This is a genomic window from Sphaerisporangium krabiense (assembly GCF_014200435.1).
Lineage (GTDB): Bacteria > Actinomycetota > Actinomycetes > Streptosporangiales > Streptosporangiaceae > Sphaerisporangium > Sphaerisporangium krabiense.
Genome location: NZ_JACHBR010000001.1, coordinates 2,183,078 through 2,207,102, shown reverse-complemented (window position 1 = coordinate 2,207,102; position 24,025 = coordinate 2,183,078). Strand labels below are relative to the sequence as shown.

Below are 24,025 nucleotides of genomic sequence, written 5' to 3'. Positions count from 1 at the left end.
CCCGCCGTCATGGCCGGTGGGCGTCGTCCCAGGCCCGTCGCAGGACGTCGAGGACGGTTTCGGGGTCCTGGGCGCCGGCGAGGCCGTAGCGGTCGCCGACGACGGTGAAGGGGACTCCGGTCGCGCCGAGGGCCCGGGCGCGGGCGGCCTCCCGCTCGACCTCCGAGCGGTGGCGGCGGTCGGTGAGGGCCTCGCGGGTGCCCGCCGGGTCGAGGCCGATCTCCTCACCGAGCGAGACCAGCGCGTCGACGGTGAACACCGGGCGGGCCTCGCCCCAGTAGGCGGTGAGGACGTGGTCCCACGCCCGGGTGTGCATGCCCTGCGCGGTGGCGTGCGCGAGGAACTCGTGGGCGAGCGCGGTGCTCCCCACCACGTTGTCGGCGACGATGTACGGCTTGAGGCCCTCGGCGTGGGCCAGCTCCTCCACGCGCGCGTTCATCGCGGCCACCTGGGCCGGGTCCATGCCGTACTTGGCGGTGAGCATCTCGGCCACCGGCCGTGCGACGCCGGCGGGCGCGCCGGGGTCGAGCTGGAAGGAGCGGTGGACCACCTCGACCTCGTCCGCGTGCTCGAACCGCTCCAGCGCCGCCTTGAGCCGGTGCCGGCCGATGCCGCACCACGGGCAGATGACGTCCGCCCAGATCTGCACCTTCACCGCCGGCGACCTCCCATTCGCTTCCACGTACGTCGGCGCGCACCGGCCCGCCGAATCGTGCGTTCCCGTGCATATCACGTGCCGCGTCGTCGCGTCGGCGGCGGGGGCGCCGACGCGGGCCCCGGTGTTCCGGGCTCGGGGGTTCAGCGGCCGTAGTACGCGGCGCGCATCAGCGCGCGCATGTCGTCGAGCATCGGCATGCGGGGGTTGGCCGGGGCGCACTGGTCCTCGTAGGCGTTGCGGGCCTGCTGGGGGAGCGCGGCCATGAAGGTCTCCTCGTCCACGCCGAGGGCCTGGAAGGACGGCTCGATTCCCACGGCGTCGCGCAGCCGTTCGATCGCGGCGGCCAGGGATTCCACGCCCTCCTCAGGGGTCGCGGCGGGCAGCCCGAGGGCGTGGGCGATGTCCTGGAAGCGCTCGGGCGCGCGGTAGTGCTCGTACTTGGGCCAGCCGGTCGGCTTGGCGGGCACCGTGCCGTTGTAGCGGATGACGTGCGGGAGCAGGACGGCGTTGGTGCGGCCGTGGGCGATGTGGAAGGTGGCGCCGAGCGTGTGGGACATGGCGTGGACGATGCCGAGGAAGGCGTTGCCGAAGGCCATGCCGGCGATGGTCCCGGCGTTGTGCATGTGCTCGCGGGCCCGCGGGTCGGCCGCGCCGTGCCGCACCGCGTTCTCCAGGTTGGCGGCGATCAGCTTGATCGCGTGCAGGGCGGGCCCGTCGGTGAAGTCGCCGGCGTAGACCGACACGTACGCCTCGATGGCGTGGGTGAGGGCGTCGAAGCCGCTGTCGGCGGTGACGACCGGCGGCAGGTCGGCGGCGAGCACCGGGTCGACGATGGCGACGCTCGGGGTGAGCGCGTAGTCGGCCAGCGGGTACTTCTCGCCGGTGGCGGTGTCGGTGATCACCGCGAACGGCGTGACCTCGGCGCCGGTGCCCGACGTGGTGGGCACGCAGACGAGCCGGGCGAGGTCGCCGAGCGGGGGGAACCGGAACGCGCGCTTGCGGATGTCGAAGAACTTCTCCCGCAGGTCGGCGAACACGACCTCGGGGTGCTCGTAGCGCAGCCACATGACCTTGGCCGCGTCCATGGCCGAGCCGCCGCCGAGCGCGATGATGGTGTCGGGGTGGAAGGCGCGCATCAGCGCGGCGCCGCGGTCGACGGTGGCGACGCTGGGCTCGGGCTCGACGTCGTCGATGATCTGCAGCGCGACCCGTTCGGGGCGGCGGCCGAGCACGGTGAGGATCCGGTCGACGTACCCGAGCCGGGTCATGGTGGCGTCGGTCACGATCGTCACCCGGTGCATGTCCGGCATGTCGGCTAAGTACCTGATAGCGTGCGGCTCGAAGTAGATCTTCGCGGGCACCTTGAACCACTGGAGGTTGTTCGTCCGCCGCCCGATCCGCTTGATGTTCAGCAGGTCCACCGCCGAGACGTTGTGGGAGACCGAGTTGCGGCCGTAGCTGCCGCAGCCCAGCGTCAGGGACGGGACGAACGCGTTGTAGATGTCGCCGATGCCGCCCTGCGACGCCGGGGCGTTCCAGATGACCCGGACCGCCTTCACCCGCCGCCCGAACCGCTCCACCAGTTCCTCGTCGCGGGTGTGGACGGCGGCGCTGTGGCCGAGGCCGCCGAACTCCACCATGCGCTCGGCGAGCACGATGCCCTCCTCGGCGCCGCCCGCGCGCAGCACCGCGAGCACCGGGCAGAGCTTCTCCCTGGTCAACGGCTCGGCCGGCCCGACCGCGCCGACCTCGGCGAGGATGACCGAGGTGCCCTCGGGCACGGTGAACCCGGCGCGCTCGGCGATCCACGCGGCCGGACGGCCCACCACCTCGGGATTGATCCTGGCCTCCGCGCACGACTCGCCCGTGGCGGCGCCGCCGAACAAGCTCCTCCAGCCTGCCCTTCTCCTCCTCGGTGGCCAGGTAGGCGTGCAGCCGGCCGAACTCGGCCAGCGCCGCGTCGTACACCTCCGCGTCGATGATCACCGCCTGCTCGGAGGCGCAGATCATGCCGTTGTCGAACGCCTTGGACAGGACGATGTCGTTGACGGCCCTGCGCAGGCCCGTCCGGCGGCGGGAGTCGTTCACAGGCTGTGGATACGGCGTCCGGTGACGCGCGTCGGGATGACGCGGACGTAGTGCCGCCGGTCGTCTCCGGCCCAGGACCGCAGGTCCGTGTACAGGACGGCGGCCTCCTCCTCCTCGGGCACGTGGTGGGCCGCGCCCTGGATGAGCACGCTCCACCCCTCGTGCCGGATCTCGTCGACGCGGTCCACCTGAAACGCGATCTTGATGTCCAGGCCGCGCAGGCCCGAGCGCAGGTCCAGGTCCAGGATGCCGCCCTCGCGGGTGCGGAACACGATGTCGCCGCCGGCGACCCGGTAGTTCACCGGCAGCACGGTCGGCCCCGGCGCGCCGTCGAACGCCACCCGGCCGATGCCGCCGGGCGAGATGAGCCGCATGCACTCCTCCTGGCCGAGCTCTTCCAGGCCGTGCTCTTCCAGGCCGTGCTCCTCCAGGCCGTGCTCCTCCAGGCCGTGCGGGGTCTGTGACATCGGGGCGTCCTCTCCTGTCGTCGGTGCCTCCCAGTGTCGTGAGCCCGGATCCGGAGCGGCACCGCCGATCGGCTCCTCCGGGAAGGACCTTCGGCACCGCCGCGCGCCGACGAGGTCCCGCCCCGGCCCGAGCCGTAAGCCTCTCCGCCCGGGGACGTTCGCCGCTGCCGCCGCGGCGGGCGCCGGAGGAGGCTGGAGCGCGAAGGAGGAGACATCATGACGATCGAAGTCAGGAACGTGATGGGACGCGTGGCGATCGCCGTCCACCAGGACGCGCCGTTCTCCGAGATCGTGGCCACGATGAGGAAGTACGCCGTCGGGGCCGTCACGGTCATCGACCGGGACCGTCGTCCGGTGGGCGTGGTGTCCCAGGACGACCTGCTGCTCAAGGAGATCGAGCCGGGGAACGCGTTCCCCGCGGCCTTCCTGACGCGCACGCGGCGGCTCGACCGGCGCAAGGCCGCGGGCGTGCGCGCGGGCGAGCTGATGACCGCCCCCGCCGTCACGGTGACCCCAGGGACGCCGGTCAGGGACGCCGCCCGCCTGATGCACGACCGGCACGTCAAGCAGCTCCCGGTCATCGACCCCGTGACCGGCAGGATCGCCGGCACCGTCCACCAGGCCGACCTGCTGCGGGTCTTCGAGCGCCCGGAGGCCGAGCTGCGCGACGACATCGTCTCGGTCGTCCGCGACGAGATCGGGCTCGACCCCGCCCCCCTGGAGATCGGCGTCGCCGACGGCGTCGTGACCATCGCCGGCGAGGCCGAGCGCCCGTCCCAGATCTCCGCGCTGCTGTACGCGGTGCGGCACGTGGACGGCGTCGTCGCGGTGGTCTCCCGGCTGACCTGCCCGCCCTGGCAGGAGGAGGCCGTACGCCTCCCGCTCCTGTGACCCCTCACGCGTCCGGCCCGGCTCCCTCGGGAGGCCGGGCCGGATCGTCGCGGCCGAGGGTCAGCGGAGGCGGCGGGCGTAGGGGGACGGCGCGGGGGCGCAGGGGGCGAGCCGGACGCGGGCGTCCACGGCGACGGCGCCGCCGGGGGTGACGATGACGGGGTTGAGGTCCAGCTCGGCGACCTCGGGCAGCGCGTCGAGGAGCCGGCCGACCCGGGTGATCTGGTCGGCGAGGGCGGCGGTGTCGCACCGCGGGCCGCCGCGGTAGCCGTACAGGAGCGGGGAGCAGCGCAGGTCGGCGATCATCTCGGCCGCGGTGTCGGCGCTGACCGGCGGGACGCGGAAGGCGCGGTCGGCGAGCAGGTCGGCGGTGACGCCGCCCATGCCGGTCATGAGCAGCGGGCCGAACGCCGGGTAGTTGACGCCGCCGACGATGATCTCGACGCCCGGCGGGACCATGCGCTGCACGATCGCGCCGGTCATCACCGGCCCGATCTCCGCCGCCATCTCGCGGTACGCCTGCCGCACCTCGCCGGGCGTGGCCAGACCCACCCGCACGCCGCCGACGTCGCTCTTGTGCACGAGCCCCGTCGCCTTGAGCACGACGGGCGTCCCGAACGCCGCCGCGGCCTCGCCCGCCGCCCACGGGCCCTCCACGATGATCGACTCGGCGACGGTCACGCCGAACGCGCGCAGCAGCCGCTCCGTGGCGTCCGGGTCCAGCCAGCCGCCCTCGGGGCGGGCGGCGAGCTCGGCGCGCACGATGTCCTTGGCCGCCCAGTCCGCCTCGACGGAGGCGCGCTCGACCCGGTCGGGCGGGGTGCGCAGCCACTCGGCGTACGCGGCGGCGCGGGCCAGCGCCTGGACGGCCTGCTCGGGGAAGGCGTAGACGGGGATGGCGGGGGCGCTGTCCTCGATCGCGCCGTCCTGGCCCATCACGCAGGCGACCACGGTCTTGCCACTGGCGCGGGCGGCCTCGGCGATCGCCTTGGCCGTCGCCTCCAGCCCGGACCCGAAGGGCGGGGTGTAGACGATCAGCACGGCGTCGACGTCCGGCCGGGCCAGCGCGCTCTCGACGGCCAGCCCGATCTCCTCCGCCGAGGCGTCGGCGGTCAGGTCCACCGGGTTGCCGAGCGCCGCCGCGGCGGGCACCCGCCCGGCGAGGCTCCCGGAGAGGGCCAGTTCGGGCACGACCAGCCCTTCGCGCTCGCAGGCGTCCGCGGTCATGGCCTCGGGGCCGCCCGAGTTGCCGACGATGGCGACCCTGCGCCCGGCGGGCAGCGGCTGGGCGGTCAGGAGCCGCGCGGTGTCCAGCATGTCGCGCACGCTGTCCAGGCGGATCACCCCGGCCGCGCGCACCAGCGCGTCCACGGCGACGTCGGGCGTGGCGGCGGCCGCGGTGTGCGAGGCCACCGCGCGGTCGCCGGCCCCGGACCTGCCGCTCTTGACGAGCAGGACCGGCTTGCGGCGGCCGACGCGCGCGGCGATCCTGGCGAACTTGCGCGGGTTGCCGAACGACTCCAGGTAGAGCGCGATGACGCGGGTCGCCTCGTCGTCCTCCCAGTGGTCGAGCAGGTCGTTGCCGCTCACGTCGGCCTTGTTGCCGACCGAGACGAACGAGGACACCGGCAGCCGGTCCAGCAGCGCCGCGCCCACCGCGCCGGACTGCGACAGCACCGCCACGCTCCCCTCGGTCACGGGCGCGGTGAGGAAGGTCGCGTTCATCCGGGCGGCGGTGTTGACGATCCCCAGGCAGTTCGGGCCGATCATCCGCATGCCCGCCGACCGGCAGATCGCCACCAGCGCGCGCTCGGCGGCGCGCCCGCCGTTCTCGGCGAACCCGGCCGTCAGCACGACGAGGCCCTTGACCCCGGCCGCCGCGCAGTCCCTCGCCACGTCCAGCACGGCGGGCGCGGGCACGGCGATCACGGCCAGGTCCACCGGCCCGGGCACCGCGCCCAGGTCCGGGTACGCCGTGACCCCGGCCACCCGCGCCGCCTTCGGGTTCACCGGGTAGACCGGGCCGGGGAAGCCTCCGTCGAGCAGGTTGCGCAGCACCTTGTGCCCGGCGCCGGACGGGTCGCGGCCCGCGCCGACCACGGCGATGGACGCGGGGGCGAGCACGCGGGCCAGCGACGCCCGCTCGGCCTCGTGGTCGCGGGCCGCCACGCGGTCCAGCAACCGGTCATCGGGGTCCAGCCCGATCCGCAGGTGTACCAGGCCGCCGTCGAAATGGAGGTCCACCGGCAGGCCGAGGTCGCGCAGCACGCCGAGCATCGCGCGGTTCTCGGCGAGCACCTCGCCGACCAGCTCCCGCACCCCGGCCTCCGCGGCACGCACGGCCAGGTGTTCCAGCAGCAGCGTGCCGAGCCCTTGCCCCTGGGCGGCGTCGTCGATCAGGATCGCCATCTCCGCGACCGACGGGTCGGCGGCGGGGGTGTACTCGGCGATGGCGGCCGGGCGGTCGCGGACGGTCGCCAGCAGCACCCGGCCCTCGTGGCCGGGGCCGGTGATCCGGTCCATGTGGGCGTGCGCGGTTCCCCGGCCGCCGGTGAAGAAGCGCAGGTAGGCAGAGCCTTCCGAGGTCCGGTCGACGAGGTCGTGGAGGGCGGCGCGGTCGCCCGGCGCCAGCGGGCGCACGTGGGCGATGCCGCCGTCTCTGAGCAGGACGTCGCATTCCTCGGACATGAAAGTTCTCCAATTCGCCGGCCGGGCGGGACCGGCGGGGGTCAGGCCCGCCGGCGCGCCGTCATCGGAAGTCCACCGCCACGGTCCCGCCGCGCGGCGCCCGCGCGGCAGTGCCGGACGGCCCGCGCGCGAGGGACTTCGGTCCTTTCCCCCGGTTCCACCAGGGGCTCGGCGTCCCCGGCCCGCCGTCCCGGATGTGACCAAGGTCCCGCCGCGGGAGGCCGGGCGGCCCTGGGACGGGCGGCGCCGGGTGCCGGACCCTTCCGGAAGCGAACCACCGATACCTGGAGCACCGATGGACGTCCTCGACCTGTCGCGATGGCAGTTCGGCATCACGACCGTCTACCACTTCCTGTTCGTCCCGCTGACGATCGGGCTGTCCTTCGTGGTGGCCGGCCTGCAGACCGCCTGGCATCGCACCGACGACCCCGGCTACCTGCGGCTGACCCGCTTCTGGGGACGGTTGTTCCTGATCAACTTCGCGATGGGCGTGGTCACGGGCATCGTGCAGGAGTTCCAGTTCGGCATGAACTGGAGCGCCTACTCGCGCTTCGTGGGCGACGTCTTCGGCGCGCCGCTGGCCATGGAGGGGCTGATCGCCTTCTTCATGGAGTCAACGTTCCTCGGCCTGTGGATCTTCGGCTGGGACAGGCTGCCGCGCCGGCTGCACCTGGCGACGATCTGGCTGGCCGCGACCGGGACGGCGATCTCCGCGTACTTCATCCTGGCCGCCAACTCCTGGATGCAGCACCCCGTCGGCTACCGGCTCGACCCGGTGAGCGGGCGCGCCGAACTGACCGACATCTGGGCCGTGCTGACCAACTCCACCACGCTCGTCACCTTCCCGCACGTGATCTTCGGCGCGTTCGTGACCGCCGGGGCGTTCGTCGCCGGGATCAGCGTCTGGCGGCTCGCCCGCGGGAAGGACGTGCCGCTGTTCCGCGTGTCGGCCCGGGTCGCGATGGCGATCAGCCTGGTCGCCGCGGCCGGGGTGGCGTTCACCGGCCACTGGCAGGCGCAGATCATGACCGAGCAGCAGCCCATGAAGATGGCCGCCGCCGAGGCGCTGTGGGAGGACGAGACCTCCGCCGGGTTCTCGCTGTTCGCCGTCGGCGACGTCGAGCGCGGCCGCAACCGCGTCAACGTCCAGATCCCGAACGGCCTGAGCCTGCTCGCCACCGACACCCTCGACGGCGAGGTGGAGGGGATCAACGACATCCAGGCCCGCTACCAGGCCCTCTACGGCCCCGGCGACTACCGTCCCGTGGTGGGCCTGGCGTACTGGTCGTTCCGCCTGATGATCGGCTTCGGGGCGCTGGCGGGGCTGCTCGCGCTCGCCGGACTGTGGCTGACCCGGCGGGGACGCCTGCCCGCGAGCCCGTGGTTCACCCGCGTGGCCGTGCTCGGCATCGGCCTGCCGTTCCTGGCCAACTCCCTGGGCTGGATCTTCACCGAGATGGGCCGCCAGCCCTGGACCGTCTTCGGCGTCATGCGCACGGCCGCCGCCGTCTCGCCCGGCGCCGACGTCCCCGAGGTCGCGCTCACGCTGGTGGGCTTCACCCTGGTCTACGCGGTGCTCGCCGTCGTCGAGGTGAGGCTGCTGCTGAAGTTCGTCCGCGCCGGCCTGGACTCCGAGGCCGGCCCCGCCGAGCCCGTCCCCGCGCTCTCGTACTGAGGAACCGCGATCATGGAACTCACCACCGTCTGGTTCGTGCTCATCGCGGTCCTGTGGACCGGATACTTCGTCCTGGAGGGCTTCGACTTCGGCGTCGGCGTGCTCATGCCGCTCATCGCCCGCGACGAGGCCGAGCGCCGCGCCGTCGTCCGCACGATCGGCCCGGTCTGGGACGGCAACGAGGTCTGGCTGCTCGTCGCCGGCGGCGCCACCTTCGCCGCCTTCCCCGAGTGGTACGCCACCCTGTTCAGCGGCTTCTACGTGCCGCTGTTCCTGATCCTGCTGGCACTGATCGTCCGGGGCGTCGCGCTGGAGTACCGGGGCAAGAGCGACAGCGTCAAGGGCTGGGACCGCGCCTTCTTCTGGGGCTCGCTCGGCCCCGCCTTCCTGTGGGGCGTGGCCTTCGCGAACATCGTCAGGGGCGTGCCGCTGGACTCCCGGCACGAGTACGCGGGCTCCCTGTTCGACCTGCTCAACCCCTACGCCCTGCTGGGCGGGGCGGCGACGCTGACGTTGTTCACGCTGCACGGCGCGGTGTTCCTGGCCCTGCGCACCGAAGGGGTGTTGCGGGAGGCCGCCGCCCGGGTGGCCCGGCAGGCGGGGCTGCTCGCCCTGGGCACAGGCGGCGCGTTCCTGCTGCTCACCCAGCTCGACTCGGGCAAGCCCGTCACCTGGGGCACCGCGGCCGTCGCCGCTGCGGGCATCGCGGGCGCCCTGGCCGCGACGGCGCGGGGCAGGGACGGCTGGGCCTTCACCGCCAACGCGGTGGCCATCGCCGCCGTCACCGCCACCCTCTTCGGGAACCTGTGGCCGAACGTCATGCCCGCCCTGGACCCGGCCAACAGCCTCACCGTCGCCAACGCCTCCTCCACCCCCTACACGCTGACCGTGATGACGTGGGTGGCCGTGATCTTCACGCCCGTGGTGCTGGGCTACCAGGCGTGGACGTACTGGGTGTTCCGCAAGCGGCTCACGGCGGGCTGACCCGACCAACGTCCCGCCCGGCGGTGCCCTTCGTCCCTGCCCTCGCGGGGCCCGCGGCGGTGGACTGGAGCCTGGAGGTGCATCGCTCATGCGTACGAAACAGGAGCTGCGCGCCGCGGTGGAGGCCGCGGTCTGGGCCCCGTCGCCGCACAACACGCAGCCGTGGAGCTTCGCGCTTGAGGAGGGCGAGATCAGCCTGCGGTCCGACACCGACCGCCTGCTGCGCGTCGCCGACGCCGAAGGCAGGGAGCTGCTGCTCGGCTGCGGCGCGGCGCTGTTCAACATCCGCACGGCCCTGCGGGGGATGGGGCACCGGCCGGTCGTCCGCGTGCTGCCCGACCCCGACCGTCCGGGCCTGCTGGCGACCGTGCGGCTCGGGCCCGACGAGGAGGCCGACGAGGACGTGCGCGTGATGAACGCCGAGATCCCGCGCCGCCGCACGCACCGGGCGGGGTTCCTCCCCGAGCCGGTCCCCGACGAGCTGCTGGACGTCCTGGTCGGCGAGGCGCGGGCCGAGGGCGCGCGGCTGACCCCGGTGGGCTCGGAGGCCGCGGCGCGGATCCTGGCCGCCGTGACCGCCGCGGCCCAGGAGGTCCAGGCGCGGGACCGCGCGTTCACCCTGGAGATCGTCCGCTGGGGCCGCCCGCCGGGCAGCCGCCACATGGACGGGGTGCCCGCCGACGCCTACCCCGGTGAGCCGGGGCGCACGTGGCCGCACTTCGCCCAGCGCGACTACACGGCCGGGCGCGCCTGGGGCACCGGCGAGGACCGGCCGGAGGCGCGGGAGACGGGCGTCGTCGCGCTGCTCACCACGCCCGGCGACCGGCCGGAGGACTGGATCGCGGCCGGGCAGGCATTGCAGCGCGTGCTGCTGCGCGCCTCCGCCCACGACGTGACGGCCGCGTTCCACACCCAGCCGCTGGAGGTCCACCACCTGCGGGAGTTCGTCAGGCAGGAACTGTGCTCGGGGGAGTATCCGCAGATGATCCTGCGTCTCGGCCACGCGCCCTGCCGCATCCGCGGCGTGCGGCGCCCACTGGGCGAGGTTCTGCAAGAGTCCGAAGGTCCCGAGGATGACGGGACTTCGGGGCCGCGGGGGTGAGTCGTCCGGCACTCGGATCCGGACCCGCGAAACGGTGTGATCAAGCCGTAAACAAACGGCAAAGGTTCACGGACCGGCTCTACGAAAGGGGTCGATGATGGCCACCATCAACGGACGGCACTCCCTCTCCGACCTTCCCGTCATGGACGCCTCCTCTTCCCGCGGCGCCGGATACGTCTGGGCCCTCGCCCGCATCGCCCTCGGCTGGGTCTTCCTCTGGGCCTTCCTCGACAAGACCTTCGGCCTCGGCTTCTCGACCCCCGCCGGCCGCGCCTGGATCGAGGGCGGCAGCCCGACCGCCGGATTCCTCAAGGGCACCGGCGAGAACGCGCTCGGCGGCTTCTTCTCCGGCCTCGCCGGGCAGGCGTGGGTCGACTGGCTGTTCATGATCGGCCTGCTCGGCGTCGGCGTCGCGCTGATCCTCGGCGCCGGGCTGCGGATCGCCGCGGTCGCCGGCGGGCTCATGCTGGTGCTGATGTGGGCGGCCGAGCTTCCCCTCACCACCAACCCCTTCATGGACGAGCACCTCGTCTACGCGATCGTGCTGGCCGGCCTGGCCCTGGTCTCGGCCGGCGACACCCTCGGCATCGGCCGGTGGTGGGGCGCCACCCCGCTGGTCCGCAAGTACCCCGTCCTCAAGTGAGCGCACTCCCCTCAGGAGCCCGTCCGGGTCCGGATGGGCTCCTGTGCGCGTTGATGTAAGAATCCCGCTATGAGCAGTGGTGAGCCGAGTTCCCTCGTCCCCAGCATGCGGCTGGACGAGCTGCTGGCCGAACTCCAGACCAGGCTGGAGGCCGTCCTCGCCACCCGTGACCGGGTGCACGCGCTTCTGGAGGCCGTCGTCTCCGTCGGCAGCGACCTGCAACTGGAGACGGTGCTGCGCCGCATCGTCGAGACCGCGACCCGCCTGGTCGACGCCGGCTACGGCGCGCTCGGCGTGATCGGCGAAGAGAGCACGCTGCTGGAGTTCATCCCGGTCGGGCTCTCGGAAGAGGAGATCGCCCGCATCGAGCACTGGCCGCACGGCCTCGGCCTGCTCGGCCTGCTGATCAAGGAGCCGGTCCCGCTGCGGCTCGCCTCCATCTCCGACCACCCCGAGTCCTACGGCTTCCCGCCCGGCCACCCGCCGATGGGGTCCTTCCTCGGGGTGCCGATCCGGGTGCGCGACGAGGTCTTCGGCAACCTCTACCTCACCGAGAAGCGCGGCGGGGCGGAGTTCGACGAGGAGGACCAGGCCGTCGTCACCGCCCTGGCCACCGCCGCCGGCGTCGCGATCGAGAACGCCCGCCTGTACGAGGAGACGCGCCGCAGGGAGATCTGGCTCCAGGCGTCCTCCGAGGTCACCACCACCCTGCTCACCGGCGCGGGGGTGGACGAGGTGCTGAGCCAGGTCGCCCGCCACGTCCAGCAGATGGCCGACGCCGACGTCACCACGATCCTGTTCCCGTCCGCGGACGGCCGGACGCTGCACGTCAGGATCGCCGAGGGCGCCGACGACCTGGTGGGCGCCGAGGTCCCGGTCGAGGGCTCGCTCCCGGGCGCGGCGTACGCGGCGGGGGAGCCGTACACGGCCGGTGACGTGGGCACGGTGGGCTTCCACATGTCGGACGAGGTGGAGTCAGGGCCCGCGGCGGCGGTGCCGCTCGGCACCGCCGGGTCGGTGCGCGGCGTGCTCGCGCTGGCCAAGCGGCCGGGCCGGCTGCCGTTCACGCCGTCGATGCTGCGCATGCTGCACGCGTTCGCGGGTCAGGCCGCCATCGCGCTGGAGCTGGCGACGGCGCGCAAGGACGCCGAGCGCCTGGGCCTGCTGGAGGACCGCGACCGGATCGCCAAGGACCTGCACGACGTCGTGATCCAGCGCCTGTTCGCGGTCGCGATGACGCTGATGAGCGCGGTGCGGCTGGTCGAGCGGCCCGAGGCGTCCACCCGCCTGCGGCACGCCGTCGACGAGCTGGACGAGACGATCCGCCAGATCCGTTCCACGATCTTCGCGCTCCAGACGCCCCCGGACCTCGCCGATCCCGGTCTGCGGGCCCAGGTCGTGGCGCTCGTGGAGGGCGCGCGGGGTCACCTGGGCTTCATGCCGGGGCTGCAGATGGAGGGCCGGCTCGACAACGACGTGCCCGCGCCGATCGCCGACCAGCTTCTCGCCGTCCTGCGGGAGGCGCTGTCGAACCTGGTGCGGCACGCCAAGGCGTCGAAGGCGGACGTCGCCGCGCGGGTGGAGGCGGGACGCGTCGTGCTCGTCGTCCAGGACAACGGGGTCGGCCTGCCCGCGGAGGGGCGCCGCAGCGGCCTGCGCAACCTGCAGGAGCGGGCGGAGCGGCTCGGCGGGACGTTCGTCGCCGAGTCCCCGGCCGAGGGCGGGACGCGGCTCGTCTGGGACGTCCCCCTCGGCTGATCCTCAGACGATCCGGCGCCCGGAGACCTGCTCGGCGCGCACCACGATGAAATGGTCCTGGTCGCCCGGCAGCCACCGCACCAGCGGCAGCGCCGAGAGGAGTTCGATCTCGGCCGGGTCGGTCACCGCGCGGGCGTGCCCGACGGCGGTGACCGACCAGCCCGTGCGCGTCGTCACGTCGATCTCGTCGGCCTCGAAGGCCACCACGGCGTTGCGGGTGGCGGCGGCGAGCTTGGACCCGGTCGACGTGCGGATCACGATGTCCTCGCCGTTCAGGAGGAAGTTGACGGGCTGGACGCTCGGCAGGGCGCGGTCGGTGAAGACGATGCGCCCGACGGGCGTCAGCGTGAACAGGTGCAGGCACTCCTCACGGGTCAGGACCCGCAGCCCGGCCGTATCGAGTTTCATGACATCAAGGGTCTTCCGCCTGGTGGTCTCGCGTTCAGGGACGAAAGTCACTTCACTCGTGCCGTTCCGCCTTCATCCGCGCCGCCAGCGCGGCGGCCTGGGTGCGGCGCTGCATGCTGAGCTTGCCCAGCAGGTTCGACACGTAGTTCTTCACGGTCTTCTCGGCGAGGAACAGCCGCTCGCCGATCTGCCGGTTGGTCAGCCCCTCGCCGATGAGTTCGAGGATGTGGCGCTCCTGCTCCGACAGCGCGGCGAGGGGGTCCTTCTTGGCGGCCTGGTCGCGCAGCCGCTGCAGCATCGCGGCGGTGGTCTGCGGGTCGAGCAGCGACTGGCCGGCCGCGACCGTGCGGACCGCGCCGACCAGGTCGGAGCCGTGGATCTGCTTGAGCACGTACCCCGAGGCCCCGGCCATGACGGCGTCGAACAGGGCGTCGTCGTCGGCGAAGGAGGTGAGCATCAGGCACGCCAGCCCTGGCAGCCGTGAGCGCACCTCGCGGCACACGTCGACGCCGCTGCCGTCGGGCAGCCGTACGTCGAGGACGGCCACGTCGGGCCGCAGCGCGGGGATGCGCGCGATGGCCGACTCGGCCGTGCCGGCCTCGCCGACCACCTCGATGTCGTCCTCGGTGTTCAGCAGGGCGGCGACGCCCCGCCGGACGACCTCGTGGTCATCGAGTAGAAAAACGCGAATCATGTACCAGAATTTATGTCGCGATGGCCTCTGACGGGTAGGGACCAAGGTCCCTTACCTCGGCGTTCGGCTCAGGCGACGATCTTCTCATGGACGCCCTTGAGAGAATCGACGCCTTCTGGCGCGCCGCCAACTACCTCGCCGTGGGCCAGATCTACCTGCTGGACAACCCGCTGCTGACCGAGCCGCTGAAGCCGGAGCACATCAAGCCGCGCCTGCTCGGTCACTGGGGCACGACGCCCGGGCTGAACTTCTGCTTCGCCCACCTCAACCGGGTCATCGCCGAGCGCGACCAGGACATGATCTACGTCGCCGGGCCCGGTCACGGCGGCCCCGCCGCGGTGGCGCACGCCTGGCTCGAGGGCTCCTACTCCGACCGGTACCCCGACGTCTCGCAGGACGCCGAGGGCATGCGCCGCCTGTTCCGCCAGTTCTCCTTCCCCGGCGGCATCCCGAGCCACGTGGCCCCGGAGACGCCCGGGTCGATCCACGAGGGCGGCGAACTCGGCTACTCGCTGGCCCACGCCTACGGCGCCGCGTTCGACAACCCGGACCTCGTGGTCGCGTGCGTGATCGGGGACGGGGAGGCCGAGACGGGCCCGCTGGCGGCGAGCTGGCACTCCAACAAGTTCCTCGACCCGCGCCGCGACGGGGTGGTCCTGCCGATCCTGCACCTCAACGGCTACAAGATCGCCAACCCGACGGTGCTGTCCCGGATCCCCTCCGAGGACCTGGTCAAGCTCATGGAGGGGTACGGCTACCGGCCGTACCTGGTCGAAGGAGACGACCCCACGGCCATGCACGCGCTGATGGCGCGGACGCTGGACGAGGTCTTCGACGAGATCGCCGCCTACAAGGACGGCCGCGCCGACCGGCTCCCGATGATCGTGCTGCGCACCCCGAAGGGCTGGACCGGCCCCCGCGAGGTCGACGGCGTGCCCGTGGAGGGCACCTGGCGCGCCCACCAGGTCCCGCTGGCCGCCGTCCGGGAGAACCCCGGCCACCTGGCCATGCTGGAGGAGTGGATGCGGTCCTACCGGCCGGGCGAGCTCTTCGACGCCGACGGCCGCCCGGTCGCCGAGATCCTGGAGACCGTCCCCGAGGGTCCCCGCCGCATGAGCGCCAGCCCGCACGCCAACGGCGGCGAGATCCTCCGTCCCCTCGTCCTGCCCGATTTCCGCGACCACGCCGTCGCGGTGCCCGTGCCCGGCACCGCGCTCACCGAGCCGACCCGCGTCCTCGGCCGGTTCCTGCGCGACGTGATCGCCGCCAACCCGCGGACGTTCCGCCTCATGGGGCCGGACGAGACCGACTCCAACCGCCTGTCGGCCGTCTTCGAGGTCACCGGCCGGGCCTGGCACGCGGGCACCCTGCCCACCGACGCGCGCCTGGCCGAGGGCGGGCGGGTCATGGAGGTGCTGAGCGAGCACCTGTGCCAGGGCTGGCTGGAGGGCTACCTGCTGACCGGCAGGCACGGCCTGTTCACCTGCTACGAGGCGTTCATCCACATCGTCGACGCCATGTTCAACCAGCACGCCAAGTGGCTGGACGCGAGCCGGCGCATCCCCTGGCGGCGGCCGGTCGCCTCGCTCAACTACCTGCTGTCCTCGCACGTCTGGCGGCAGGACCACAACGGCTTCAGCCACCAGGACCCCGGATTCCTCGACGTCGTGGTCAACAAGAAGGCCGGTGTCGTGCGCGTGTACCTGCCGCCGGACGCCAACACGCTGCTGTCGGTGGCCGACCACTGCCTGCGCTCCCGCGACTACGTCAACGTGGTCGTGGCGGGCAAGCAGCCCGTGCTCGACCTGTTCGGCGAGGAGGAGGCGGTCACGCACTGCGCCCGCGGCCTCGGCATCATCGACTGGGCGAGCAACGACGCGGGGCAGGAGCCGGACGTCGTGCTGGCCTGCGCCGGGGACGTGCCCACGCTGGAGACCCTGGCCGCCGCGGCGCTGCTGCGCGAGCACCTGCCGTGGCTGCGGGTCCGGGTGATCAACGTCGTGGACCTGATGCGCCTCCAGCCGCCGGCCGAGCACCCGCACGGCATGCCCGACGCCGAGTTCGACGCCCTGTTCACCACGAACAAGCCGGTGATCTTCAACTTCCACGGCTACCCGTGGCTGATCCACCGGCTCACCTACCGCAGGAACGGCCACGCCAACCTGCACGTCCGCGGCTACAAGGAGGAGGGCACCACGACCACCCCCTTCGACATGGCGATGCTCAACGACATCGACCGCTACCACCTGGTCATGGACGTCATCGACCGCGTCCCCGGCCTGCGCGTCACCGCCGCCCACCTGCGGCAGCGCATGGCGGACGCCCGCCTGCGGGCCCGCGCCCACACCCGCGACCACGGCGAGGACGCCCCGGAGGTCCGCGACTGGACCTGGCCGGAACGGCGGAGCTGAGCGCTGCAGTGATCTCCAAGAGCGGTCCAAGACCTCGTTGGTTGACTTCAGATGTCCGCCACACGAGATCTTTGGAGATCTGATGCGCAAGATCACCCGCCGCGTCGCCACGCTGACCGCCACCGTCGCCCTCGCCGGCGCCGCCTTCGCCGCCGCGAGCGCCCCGGCCAACGCCATGCCCAACAACGACTACTACCGCTGCTGGATCAGCGGCTACGGCTGGATGTGGTGCATGGACGTGTGATCCGTCCGGGCGGACCCGGTCCCCCAGCACGGCAAACGAGAAACGCCCGGATATCGATATCCGGGCGTTTTCGCATGTCCGGGTTGCCCCTGTATCAGGCTGGGGCGGCTGACGTACGGGGGGAGATGACGAGTCCGTCATCTGACTATCAGATTGACCTCATTTCACCCCAGGTCAGACACCTCGTCCATATGGGGCATAGCCGGATGCTTGCCCGTCTTGATCAGGGGCGGTACACACGAGACGTAGGGAGCGGACGGCGTTGATGGCCAGGGCGCCGCTGAGTCTCGTGGAGCTTGGATGCCCCGGATCATGGTCGTGGACGACGAGCCGAGGATCTGCAGGTTCGTCTCGCGCGCCCTGGAACGCGACGGCCACGTCGTCCGCACGGTCGGAACCGGCGAGCAGGCACTGCTGCTCGCCGACGCCGAGGAGTTCGCGCTGGTCGTGCTGGACCTGATGCTGCCGCGGCTCGGCGGGGTGGACGTGCTGCGGCAGATGCTCGCCCGGCGCCCCGACCAGCGCGTCCTCGTCCTTTCCGCCATCGGCGACGTCGCCGCCAAGGTCGAGTGCTTCGCCCACGGCGCCGTCGACTACCTCGCCAAGCCGTTCGCGCTCGCCGAGCTCGTGGCCCGGGTGCGGATCAGGGCCGCCGAACCCGCGCCCGCGGCGGCCCGGCGCTGCATCAGGGCCGGGCAGGTCGCCCTCGACCCGCACCGCCGCACCGCCGAGCTCCCCGGCCGCAGCGTCCAGCTCACGCAACGGGAGTTCGTGCTGCTCAGCCACCTCATGGGCCGCGCCGGGCACGTGTGCGGGCGCGAGGAGCTGCTCACCGACGTGTGGGGGCACGCCTTCGACGCGGCCAGCAACGTGGTGGACGTCTACGTGCGGCGGCTGCGCGCCAAGCTCGGCGCCGACTCCATCGAGACCATCCGCAACGTGGGCTACAGCTTTGTCGCGGGCTGACCTGTCGCGGGCGGCGCGCTGGGCGGTCCCGCTCTGGGCGGTCTTCGCCACCGTCAACGCCACGGTCATGTGGATGCTCCCCGGCGCCGAGACCATCCCCTTCCACCTGGTCTGGATCTCGTTCGCGCTGGTGTACGGCGTGCGGCCGTGGCCGATGCCCGCCACCCTCGCCGTGTGCCTCGCCGTGGCCGCGGCGACCGGGGTGCCGCTGTACTGGCACGCCAGTTCCGAGGTCATCGCCTTCGAGGAGACGGCGGAGATCCCGCTGATGTGCCTGCTGTTCCTCGTCATGGTCTGGCACGTGCGGTGGCGGACGGCCGCGGCGGCCGAGGCCCGGCTGTCCGCCGCGCGCGAGCGCCTGGCGCACGAGATGACGGAGAGGTTCGTGCGGGTCGCCACCCACGAGCTGCGCACCCCGCTCACCGTCGCCCGGGGGTACGCCGAGATGCTCCTGGTGGAGGGCGCCGACTCCGACCCGGCCGCGGACCTGGGCGTCGTCGTGGAGGAACTGGACAAGCTGTCCCGGATCACCGGCCGCCTGTCCGCCCTGGCCTGGGCGCACCAGGATCCCGGCGCGGGCGCCCGCGTCCTGGACCTGGGCGCGCTCGTCCAGCGGGTCGGCCGGCGCTGGGCGCCCCTGCTGAACGGCGCGATCCGCGTGGACACCGTCGCCGCCCCGGTCACGGGCGACGAGGAGCGGCTGGAGACCGCGCTCGACTGCCTCGTGGAGAACGCCACGCGGCACGGCCGGGCCCCGGTCGTCCTGCGGGTGCGGCAGGGCGCGGCGACGGTCGTCGCGGAGGTGGAGGACCACGGACGGGGCATCCCGCCCGAACGCGCCGAGGAGCTCGCGCGCCGCGCGGACTGGTCCTATTCGTCCAGCTCCGGCCTCGGGTTGATGATCGTCCGCGGCATCGTGGAGTCCCACAGCGGGCACGTCACCCTGACCCCCGCGCCGTCCGGCGGGCTCACCGCGACCATCCACCTGCCGCTCGCGGCGGCCGAACACCCTGGCCAGGTCCTGCGCCCAGGAACGGCCCGCTGAGCCCTGGCGTCACCCGGCGTCGCGCCGCCCCTGGAGGAGCAGGTAGAGGGCGACGGCGACCAGCGCCCACGCCGCGGTCGAGGTCACCAGGACCAGCGCGGCGGGCAGCCAGGGGGCGAGCGCCCACACGCACACGGCGAAGACGATCATGCCCGCCGCGCCGAGCACCGCGCCGCGGGCGTCCTGCTCGACCGGGAGGCGCCTGTGCTCCTCGTGCTCGATGAGGGTCAGCGTGGCGGCGAGGGTGGCGGGAAAGGCCAGGAAGATCCCGCCCGTGACGGGGCCCCACCGGTCCGTGACCAGCGCCGCGACCACCGAGATCGCCGCGCCGAAGGCGAAGCGCAGCGCCATGCCGGCCGGGTGCGCGCACCGCGCCCTGGACGGGCGCAGCCGGATCCTCTCCCGCCCGCTCACGCCATCAGCCACCATCCGAGGCCCGCGACGGCCAGCCACACCGCGACCGCCGCCGCCGACCCGGTGACCGCGCCGAGACGCCGCACCACGGGGACCGCCAGCGCGCAGTAGACCACCAGCGCCACCGACCCGACGATCATGCCGAGCGCGGACTCGGCGAGCGGACGGCTCCCCGCGTGCAGGACCGTGATGCTCATCCCGGCCAGCGCCACGGCGGGGCCCGCGGCGAAGATGCCGGCGAACTTCTTGGGGGACACCATCTCGCCGAGCAGGGCGAAAGCCATCACCAGCAGGCCGCCGAACAGCCCGCGCAGCGCGACCAACCACACCTGGCTCATGACGCCCCCCACGAGGTCCCCGCCGCCGGCCGTCGCCGCAGAACGGGGATCATGTGATCCTGCCCCGTATCCCCCCGCCCTACCAGCGCCGGCCGGAGGTCCGTCGCCGCGGTGACCTTCGGCCCTGACCCCGGCGTGCGGCGGGGGGCATCGTGTGGTCTGGGGGGACTCCGCCCGTCGGTGGCGCGGACGCCGGCGGCCGCGCGGGGAACGGGGAGACACCATGATCATCGTCGGGGTGGACGGCTCGCCTGCGGGGCTGGACGCGGTCGGATGGGCCGTGCGGGAGGGCGCGCTGCTGGGCCGTCCGGTGCGGATCGTGCACGTCATGCCGAAGTGGGCCGCCGAGATGCCCGAGGACGCGCCGCACGCCGAGGTCGGGCGGTGGATGCGCGGCAACGCCGCCACGGTGCTGAAGGAGGCGACGGAACGGGCCGCCGCCGAGCCGGTCGAGGCCCGGGTGACCGCCGAGCCCGCCGCCGGTGATCCGCGGACCACACTGCTCGGCCTGGCCGCCGACGCGGGCATGCTCGTGGTGGGCAACCACGGCCTCGGCGGGTTCCGCGGCCTGCTGCTCGGCTCGGTCGCCCTCGGGGTGGCCGGGTACGCCCGATGCCCGGTCGTCGTGGTGCGCGGCCCGGCGGCGGTCACCTCCGGAGAGGTCGTGGTGGGCATGGACGGGTCGGTGGCGAGCGACGCCGCGGTCGGGTTCGCCTTCGCGGAGGCGGCGGCGCGCGGGGCGCGGCTGCGGGTCGTCCGGGTGCGTTCCGGTCAGGAACGCGTCCTGCCGTCCGATCCGGGCGAGGCCGCGGACGAGACGCGCCGGCTGGGGGAGTCGCTGGCGGCGCACCGCGAGCGCCACCCCGGCGTCGAGGTGGTCGCGCAGGTGGAGGACGGGCATCCGGCCCGCGTGCTGACCGAGGCGTCGGCAGAGGCGGACCTGCTGGTCGTGGGCTCACGCGGGCGCGGCGGCTTCGCCGGGCTGCTCCTGGGGTCCACGAGCCACGCCGTGCTGCACCACGCGTCCTGCCCGGTGGCCGTGGTCCGCGGCGCCTCGAAGGAGGACCGCCGCCGGGAATGACGCCCGCGCCGCCCCGCCGCCGGACGGCGAGGGACGGCGCCCCACCGAGCCCCCACCGAGCCCCCAGCGAGCCCCCAGCGGGCCCCGGCCGAGCCTCGATCGCGCTCCCCGTCCGTGCCGCCGGGTCACGCCCCCGGGTCGGGGAGCAGCACCGAGGGCAGGGGCGTGCCGGGGCGGGCGCGGAGGAGTTGGTAGAGGATGCCGCACATGCCCGGGAGCAGGCCGGGGGCGAAGGCGTCGCGGGCCAGGCCGGTGATCGGGCCGTGCTCCTCGACGGTGCCGATCATGTACGCGTACAGGTGCTCGCGGGTCAGTCCCCCGGGGCCGAGCCCGGCCTCGACCGCCCGATCCAGCACCTCCCAGTTGCCGAGATCGCCGTGGCACAGCGTGTGGTTCCAGCCCATGCCGAGTTTCCAGCAGGACGCGGCCGCGCGGCGCAGCACGTCCTGCCACCGGGGGGAGGCGCGGCGGGCCAGTAGGTCGGCCGCGACGACGCCGATGCCGCCGGCCCCGTGGCACCACGCGCTCGCCGTCACCTGCGGCTCGGTCTCGCGCAGGTCCAGCCAGCCGTCCCCGTCCGCGTCGTACAGGGACTCCTCGAACAGGAAGGCCCGGTCGGCCAGGGCGGCGAACCGTTCGGCCCCGGGCACCCCGGCGTCGGACAGCCGGGCGAGCGCCCAGCCGATGCCGGTGGAGCCGTGCGCCATGCCGCCGAGCCCGGTCCGGTTGTCGGCGTTGGGCCAGCGCGCCCCCCGGCCGTCGTCGGCGGCCAGCGTGACGAGCCGCTCGCCGATCTCGCCGGCCTGTGCCGCGTACCGCGCGTCGCCGGCGCGCCCCGCCAGGCGCAGCAGCGGCACCACGGCGCCCGCCATCCCGCCGAGCAGGTCGTAGACCTCGTCCGCCGCCACCGCCGCGGGCAGCTCCCCGGCCAGCGCGCACGCCCGGGTCAGGGCCTCGTGGTCCGCCACGGCGCCGAGCCGGCCGAGCAGAAGCCAGCTCCAGATCCACGAGCCGATGCCGACGTACCCTCCCGGCGGGTCGGGCCGACGGGGCGTCGCCGAGCGGCGCAGGGCGGCGTCGTCATCCTCGGCCAGCCTGATCGTGTGGAGCAGGTCGGCCAGCAGCCGGTCGAGACCCGGCACCTCGTCGGCCTCGCCCCGCGCGGTCTCGGCCGCGTAGGCGGCCAGCGTGATCGCGACCCCGTGCGCCCCGCCGTACACGTCGGCGGTCAGCGACTGCACCGACCAGCCGGAGGAGGTCAGCACCGGGGCGATCCAGGTCACCGTGCCGTCGTCGCCGCGCACCGCCGCGTCCAGCAGGCGGCGCGCCATGCCGGCCGCCAGCCGGCGGCGGCGCGGGTCCAGGTCGTCGTGCCGGATCAGGGGGGCGGCCATCCGCGCGGTCCGGGGCAGCCAGCCCTCGTTGAGGTAGGCGCTGACGAGGGCGGCCCGGATCACGTCGCGGTCCAGGGCCGACTCGCGCTCGCGCCAGCGCCGCAGCGCGTCCGCGATGAGGTCCTGTTCTTCTCCGAAGGCGGTGCCGCCGGGGCCGTCCATGCGGCCGCGGGCCGGGGTCGTGGCGAAGAAGGGGATGTCGCCGTTCAGCAACTCGGTCACCTCGGCGTCGATGACCTTGGGGTCCGGCGGCGCGCCCGGCTGGTTGCCGGCGTGCTCGGTCAGCAGGCGCGCGGCCTCGCGGCACGCGGCGGCCTCGTCGTGCAGCGAACCGGGATGCCACAGCATGCGGGCCAGCTCGGCGTACGCCTCGGTGGCGCGCGGCACCACGCGGACGGGCAGGTCGGCGAAGCCGGCCAGCATCCCGCCGAGGTCGCCGCGCCGGTCCAGCGCGTCCAGGTGGCGGGACAGCTCGGCGAACCCGTCCAGCACCAGGTCCCAGTAGCGGGCGAGAACGGGGTCGGGGCTCGGGTGGTTGCCCACCGCCTCCATCTCCACGCGCTGGACGCCCACCCTGGCCGTGTCCGTGCCCGCGTCGACGACGACGGGCACCCGCACGTGCGGCTGCTGGCCGGGCAGCGCGCCGAGGGCGGAGACGTCCACGCCCCGCCAGCCGAGCGCGGCGCCACGGCCGGGCAGCAGGCCGATGCGCAGCACTGACCCCATGAGCAGCTCGGACGCGCGGTCGACCGCCGCGCCGTGGCCGGACGGCTTGAGGGCGGCGTGCGGGGTGAACAGCGTCTCGCAGTCGACGACGACCGGCGCGGGCCCGGCCGCGATCAGGTTCTCCGCGTGCAGGTCGCTGCCGCCGACCAGGCGCATCAGCGCGAGCCAGTGCCCGATGCCCCGGTAGAAGGCGCGCAGCTCGGCGTCGCCGGCGCAGTAGCGGTGCGCGATGTGCTCCGCCCAGCCGTACTCCAGGCGGCTGAGCACCTCGGGAACGCGGATCACCGTGCCGTGGGGCAGCGCGGGCGCCAGGCGGGCGATCAGGCGTGCCAGCTCGCGGTCCACGGCGAGGGACCGCGGCTTGTAGACGACCCGCCCGTCGGAGCCGTGCAGGACGGCGACCGCGCGCCCGCCGCGGTGGCTGTCGCCCGCGCCGAACCGGACCTGGGTCAGGTCGCCGCCCGGGGCGCCGGGCAGCGCGGCGAGGTCGGCCCGGTCGGCGGCGAACCTGCGGGCCAGCTCCTCGGCCGCGGCGCACCGGTTGGCCACGATCACGGCGAGCCGGGAGCGCATCGTCGGGTAGTGCGGGGTCAGCGAGCGCCAGAACTCCGGGGTCGCGGCCGTCGCCTTCCACTCACGCCACCGGTCCTCCGGGGTCGCGCCCGTCAGCCGGCCGCTGATCCTGGCCGCGTTGAGCTCCAGCAGCAGGACCCGGTTCACCTTGCGGCGGACGGTCTCCTCCAGTGCCTCCGCCGCGCCCCGGTGGATCACACGGGCCTCCGCCGCCGTGAGGCCGGGGACCGAAGCCAGTACGGCCGACAGCCTGCGCAGCGCCGGGGCGGTCAGGTGGTCGAGCGACGGGTCGAAGTCCCCGGCCATGCTTCTCACCCTTCGTCGGTCAGCAGCACTGGTGGGTGAAGGAGCCGGTGCACGCGCTGGCCCTGCGCGTCTCGATGAAGGCGGTCGTGAGCTCCGACTCGGCGTACCGGCTCAGCAGCGGACCGGCCGGGTTCTCCCAGCCGTCGATGTCCGCAGCGCCGCTGCGCCACGCGGCGATGATCTCTTCGGAGCGTTCCGTTGTCACTGGCATCTGTTGCTCCCTCTGGCTTTTGGTCAGCAGCACGGGATGGTGTTGGCGCCGGTGCACGCGGTGGGTCTGCGCGTCTCGGCGAAGGCCGCTGTGATCTCCGACTCGGCGTACCGGGCTAGCGGCGGACCGGCGGGGTTCTCCCAGCCGTCGGCGTCCGCCGCGCCGCTGCGCCACGCGGCGATGATCTGCTCGGAGCGTTCCAGGGGGACCGGCATTCCTGACTCCTTTCGCGACCTGGTGGTGCAGATCCACGTTAACGG

Annotated in this window: 22 protein-coding genes; 11 read left to right on the top strand and 11 right to left on the bottom strand. The window is 73.6% G+C overall.

What is annotated here, in order from left to right; translation table 11 throughout:
* Nucleotides 1-7: 7 nt before the first annotated feature.
* From BJ981_RS09545 to BJ981_RS09535, 3 genes are all read right to left on the bottom strand, one after another.
* On the bottom strand, nucleotides 8-655 hold the full coding sequence (locus tag BJ981_RS09545; RefSeq protein WP_184610036.1) for a DsbA family oxidoreductase: 648 nt from the start codon (nucleotides 653-655) through the stop codon (nucleotides 8-10).
* A 143-nt stretch (nucleotides 656-798) separates the two neighbouring features.
* A complete protein-coding gene (locus BJ981_RS09540) occupies nucleotides 799-2,544 on the bottom strand; it encodes an iron-containing alcohol dehydrogenase (protein ID WP_204070659.1) in 1,746 nt (581 codons plus the stop codon).
* A gap of 198 nt (nucleotides 2,545-2,742) precedes the next feature.
* The gene (locus BJ981_RS09535) at nucleotides 2,743-3,213 is read right to left on the bottom strand and encodes a pyridoxamine 5'-phosphate oxidase family protein (RefSeq protein WP_184610034.1); all 471 of its coding nucleotides are present in this window, start codon (nucleotides 3,211-3,213) and stop codon (nucleotides 2,743-2,745) included.
* A 216-nt stretch (nucleotides 3,214-3,429) separates the two neighbouring features.
* On the opposite strand from BJ981_RS09535, the gene BJ981_RS09530 reads away from it, so the two are divergent.
* The gene (locus BJ981_RS09530) at nucleotides 3,430-4,104 is read left to right on the top strand and encodes a CBS domain-containing protein (protein ID WP_184610033.1); all 675 of its coding nucleotides are present in this window, start codon (nucleotides 3,430-3,432) and stop codon (nucleotides 4,102-4,104) included.
* 60 nt (nucleotides 4,105-4,164) lie between these two features.
* Here BJ981_RS09530 and BJ981_RS09525 read toward each other — a convergent pair whose 3' ends face one another.
* Nucleotides 4,165-6,792, bottom strand: coding sequence for a bifunctional acetate--CoA ligase family protein/GNAT family N-acetyltransferase (locus tag BJ981_RS09525; RefSeq protein ID WP_184610031.1), 2,628 nt, complete (start codon nucleotides 6,790-6,792; stop codon nucleotides 4,165-4,167).
* Between the two features lie 295 nt (nucleotides 6,793-7,087).
* Here BJ981_RS09525 and BJ981_RS09520 point away from each other — a divergent pair, with 295 nt between their 5' ends.
* The 5 genes from BJ981_RS09520 (at nucleotide 7,088) to BJ981_RS09500 (ending at nucleotide 12,954) form a co-directional block, all read left to right on the top strand.
* Nucleotides 7,088-8,467: a cytochrome ubiquinol oxidase subunit I gene (locus BJ981_RS09520; protein WP_184610029.1), complete on the top strand. Its 1,380-nt coding sequence runs from the start codon at nucleotides 7,088-7,090 to the stop codon at nucleotides 8,465-8,467.
* A 12-nt stretch (nucleotides 8,468-8,479) separates the two neighbouring features.
* Nucleotides 8,480-9,451: a cytochrome d ubiquinol oxidase subunit II gene (gene cydB, locus BJ981_RS09515; protein ID WP_184610027.1), complete on the top strand. Its 972-nt coding sequence runs from the start codon at nucleotides 8,480-8,482 to the stop codon at nucleotides 9,449-9,451.
* 88 nt (nucleotides 9,452-9,539) lie between these two features.
* The gene (locus tag BJ981_RS09510) at nucleotides 9,540-10,553 is read left to right on the top strand and encodes an Acg family FMN-binding oxidoreductase (RefSeq protein ID WP_184610025.1); all 1,014 of its coding nucleotides are present in this window, start codon (nucleotides 9,540-9,542) and stop codon (nucleotides 10,551-10,553) included.
* A 97-nt stretch (nucleotides 10,554-10,650) separates the two neighbouring features.
* The gene (locus BJ981_RS09505; protein ID WP_184610023.1) at nucleotides 10,651-11,196 is read left to right on the top strand and encodes a DoxX family membrane protein; all 546 of its coding nucleotides are present in this window, start codon (nucleotides 10,651-10,653) and stop codon (nucleotides 11,194-11,196) included.
* 69 nt (nucleotides 11,197-11,265) lie between these two features.
* Entirely contained in the window at nucleotides 11,266-12,954 is a 1,689-nt protein-coding gene (locus BJ981_RS09500; RefSeq protein ID WP_184610022.1) for a sensor histidine kinase, read from the top strand.
* A 3-nt stretch (nucleotides 12,955-12,957) separates the two neighbouring features.
* Here the strand turns inward: BJ981_RS09500 and BJ981_RS09495 are convergent, their stop codons facing one another.
* Together BJ981_RS09495 and BJ981_RS09490 are read right to left on the bottom strand one after the other, a co-directional pair.
* The gene (locus BJ981_RS09495) at nucleotides 12,958-13,362 is read right to left on the bottom strand and encodes a pyridoxamine 5'-phosphate oxidase family protein (RefSeq protein WP_184610020.1); all 405 of its coding nucleotides are present in this window, start codon (nucleotides 13,360-13,362) and stop codon (nucleotides 12,958-12,960) included.
* Between the two features lie 52 nt (nucleotides 13,363-13,414).
* Complete coding sequence (locus BJ981_RS09490; protein WP_184610018.1) at nucleotides 13,415-14,056, bottom strand: response regulator transcription factor; 642 nt, start codon at nucleotides 14,054-14,056, stop codon at nucleotides 13,415-13,417.
* 86 nt (nucleotides 14,057-14,142) lie between these two features.
* Between BJ981_RS09490 and BJ981_RS09485 the strand changes: the two genes are divergently transcribed.
* The 4 genes from BJ981_RS09485 to BJ981_RS09470 all read left to right on the top strand — a co-directional run bounded on the left by BJ981_RS09485 (nucleotide 14,143) and on the right by BJ981_RS09470 (nucleotide 18,722).
* Nucleotides 14,143-16,467, top strand: coding sequence for a phosphoketolase family protein (locus tag BJ981_RS09485; RefSeq protein WP_184610016.1), 2,325 nt, complete (start codon nucleotides 14,143-14,145; stop codon nucleotides 16,465-16,467).
* Nucleotides 16,468-16,549: 82 nt separating this feature from the next.
* The gene (locus tag BJ981_RS09480; RefSeq protein WP_184610014.1) at nucleotides 16,550-16,711 is read left to right on the top strand and encodes a hypothetical protein; all 162 of its coding nucleotides are present in this window, start codon (nucleotides 16,550-16,552) and stop codon (nucleotides 16,709-16,711) included.
* Nucleotides 16,712-17,011: 300 nt separating this feature from the next.
* The gene (locus BJ981_RS09475) at nucleotides 17,012-17,677 is read left to right on the top strand and encodes a response regulator transcription factor (protein ID WP_184610012.1); all 666 of its coding nucleotides are present in this window, start codon (nucleotides 17,012-17,014) and stop codon (nucleotides 17,675-17,677) included.
* On the top strand, nucleotides 17,664-18,722 hold the full coding sequence (locus BJ981_RS09470) for a sensor histidine kinase (RefSeq protein WP_184610010.1): 1,059 nt from the start codon (nucleotides 17,664-17,666) through the stop codon (nucleotides 18,720-18,722). The genes BJ981_RS09475 and BJ981_RS09470 overlap by 14 nt, the downstream gene beginning before the upstream one ends.
* Before the next feature lie 9 nt (nucleotides 18,723-18,731).
* Here BJ981_RS09470 and BJ981_RS09465 read toward each other — a convergent pair whose 3' ends face one another.
* Both BJ981_RS09465 and BJ981_RS09460 read right to left on the bottom strand, forming a co-directional pair.
* On the bottom strand, nucleotides 18,732-19,136 hold the full coding sequence (locus tag BJ981_RS09465; protein WP_184610008.1) for a DUF3147 family protein: 405 nt from the start codon (nucleotides 19,134-19,136) through the stop codon (nucleotides 18,732-18,734).
* The gene (locus BJ981_RS09460; protein WP_184610006.1) at nucleotides 19,133-19,474 is read right to left on the bottom strand and encodes a DUF3147 family protein; all 342 of its coding nucleotides are present in this window, start codon (nucleotides 19,472-19,474) and stop codon (nucleotides 19,133-19,135) included. The genes BJ981_RS09465 and BJ981_RS09460 overlap by 4 nt, the downstream gene beginning before the upstream one ends.
* A 223-nt stretch (nucleotides 19,475-19,697) precedes the next feature.
* Between BJ981_RS09460 and BJ981_RS09455 the strand changes: the two genes are divergently transcribed.
* Nucleotides 19,698-20,555, top strand: coding sequence for a universal stress protein (locus tag BJ981_RS09455; protein WP_184610004.1), 858 nt, complete (start codon nucleotides 19,698-19,700; stop codon nucleotides 20,553-20,555).
* 125 nt (nucleotides 20,556-20,680) lie between these two features.
* On the opposite strand, the gene BJ981_RS09450 is transcribed toward BJ981_RS09455, so the two are convergent.
* From BJ981_RS09450 to BJ981_RS09440, 3 genes are read right to left on the bottom strand one after another with little or no spacing between them, the layout of a single operon-like run.
* Nucleotides 20,681-23,554, bottom strand: a complete 2,874-nt coding sequence (locus BJ981_RS09450; protein ID WP_184610002.1) for a type 2 lanthipeptide synthetase LanM family protein — start codon at nucleotides 23,552-23,554, stop codon at nucleotides 20,681-20,683.
* Between the two features lie 19 nt (nucleotides 23,555-23,573).
* Nucleotides 23,574-23,765: a DUF6229 family protein gene (locus BJ981_RS09445; RefSeq protein ID WP_184610000.1), complete on the bottom strand. Its 192-nt coding sequence runs from the start codon at nucleotides 23,763-23,765 to the stop codon at nucleotides 23,574-23,576.
* Between the two features lie 23 nt (nucleotides 23,766-23,788).
* Complete coding sequence (locus BJ981_RS09440) at nucleotides 23,789-23,980, bottom strand: DUF6229 family protein (RefSeq protein WP_184609998.1); 192 nt, start codon at nucleotides 23,978-23,980, stop codon at nucleotides 23,789-23,791.
* Nucleotides 23,981-24,025: the final 45 nt, after the last annotated feature.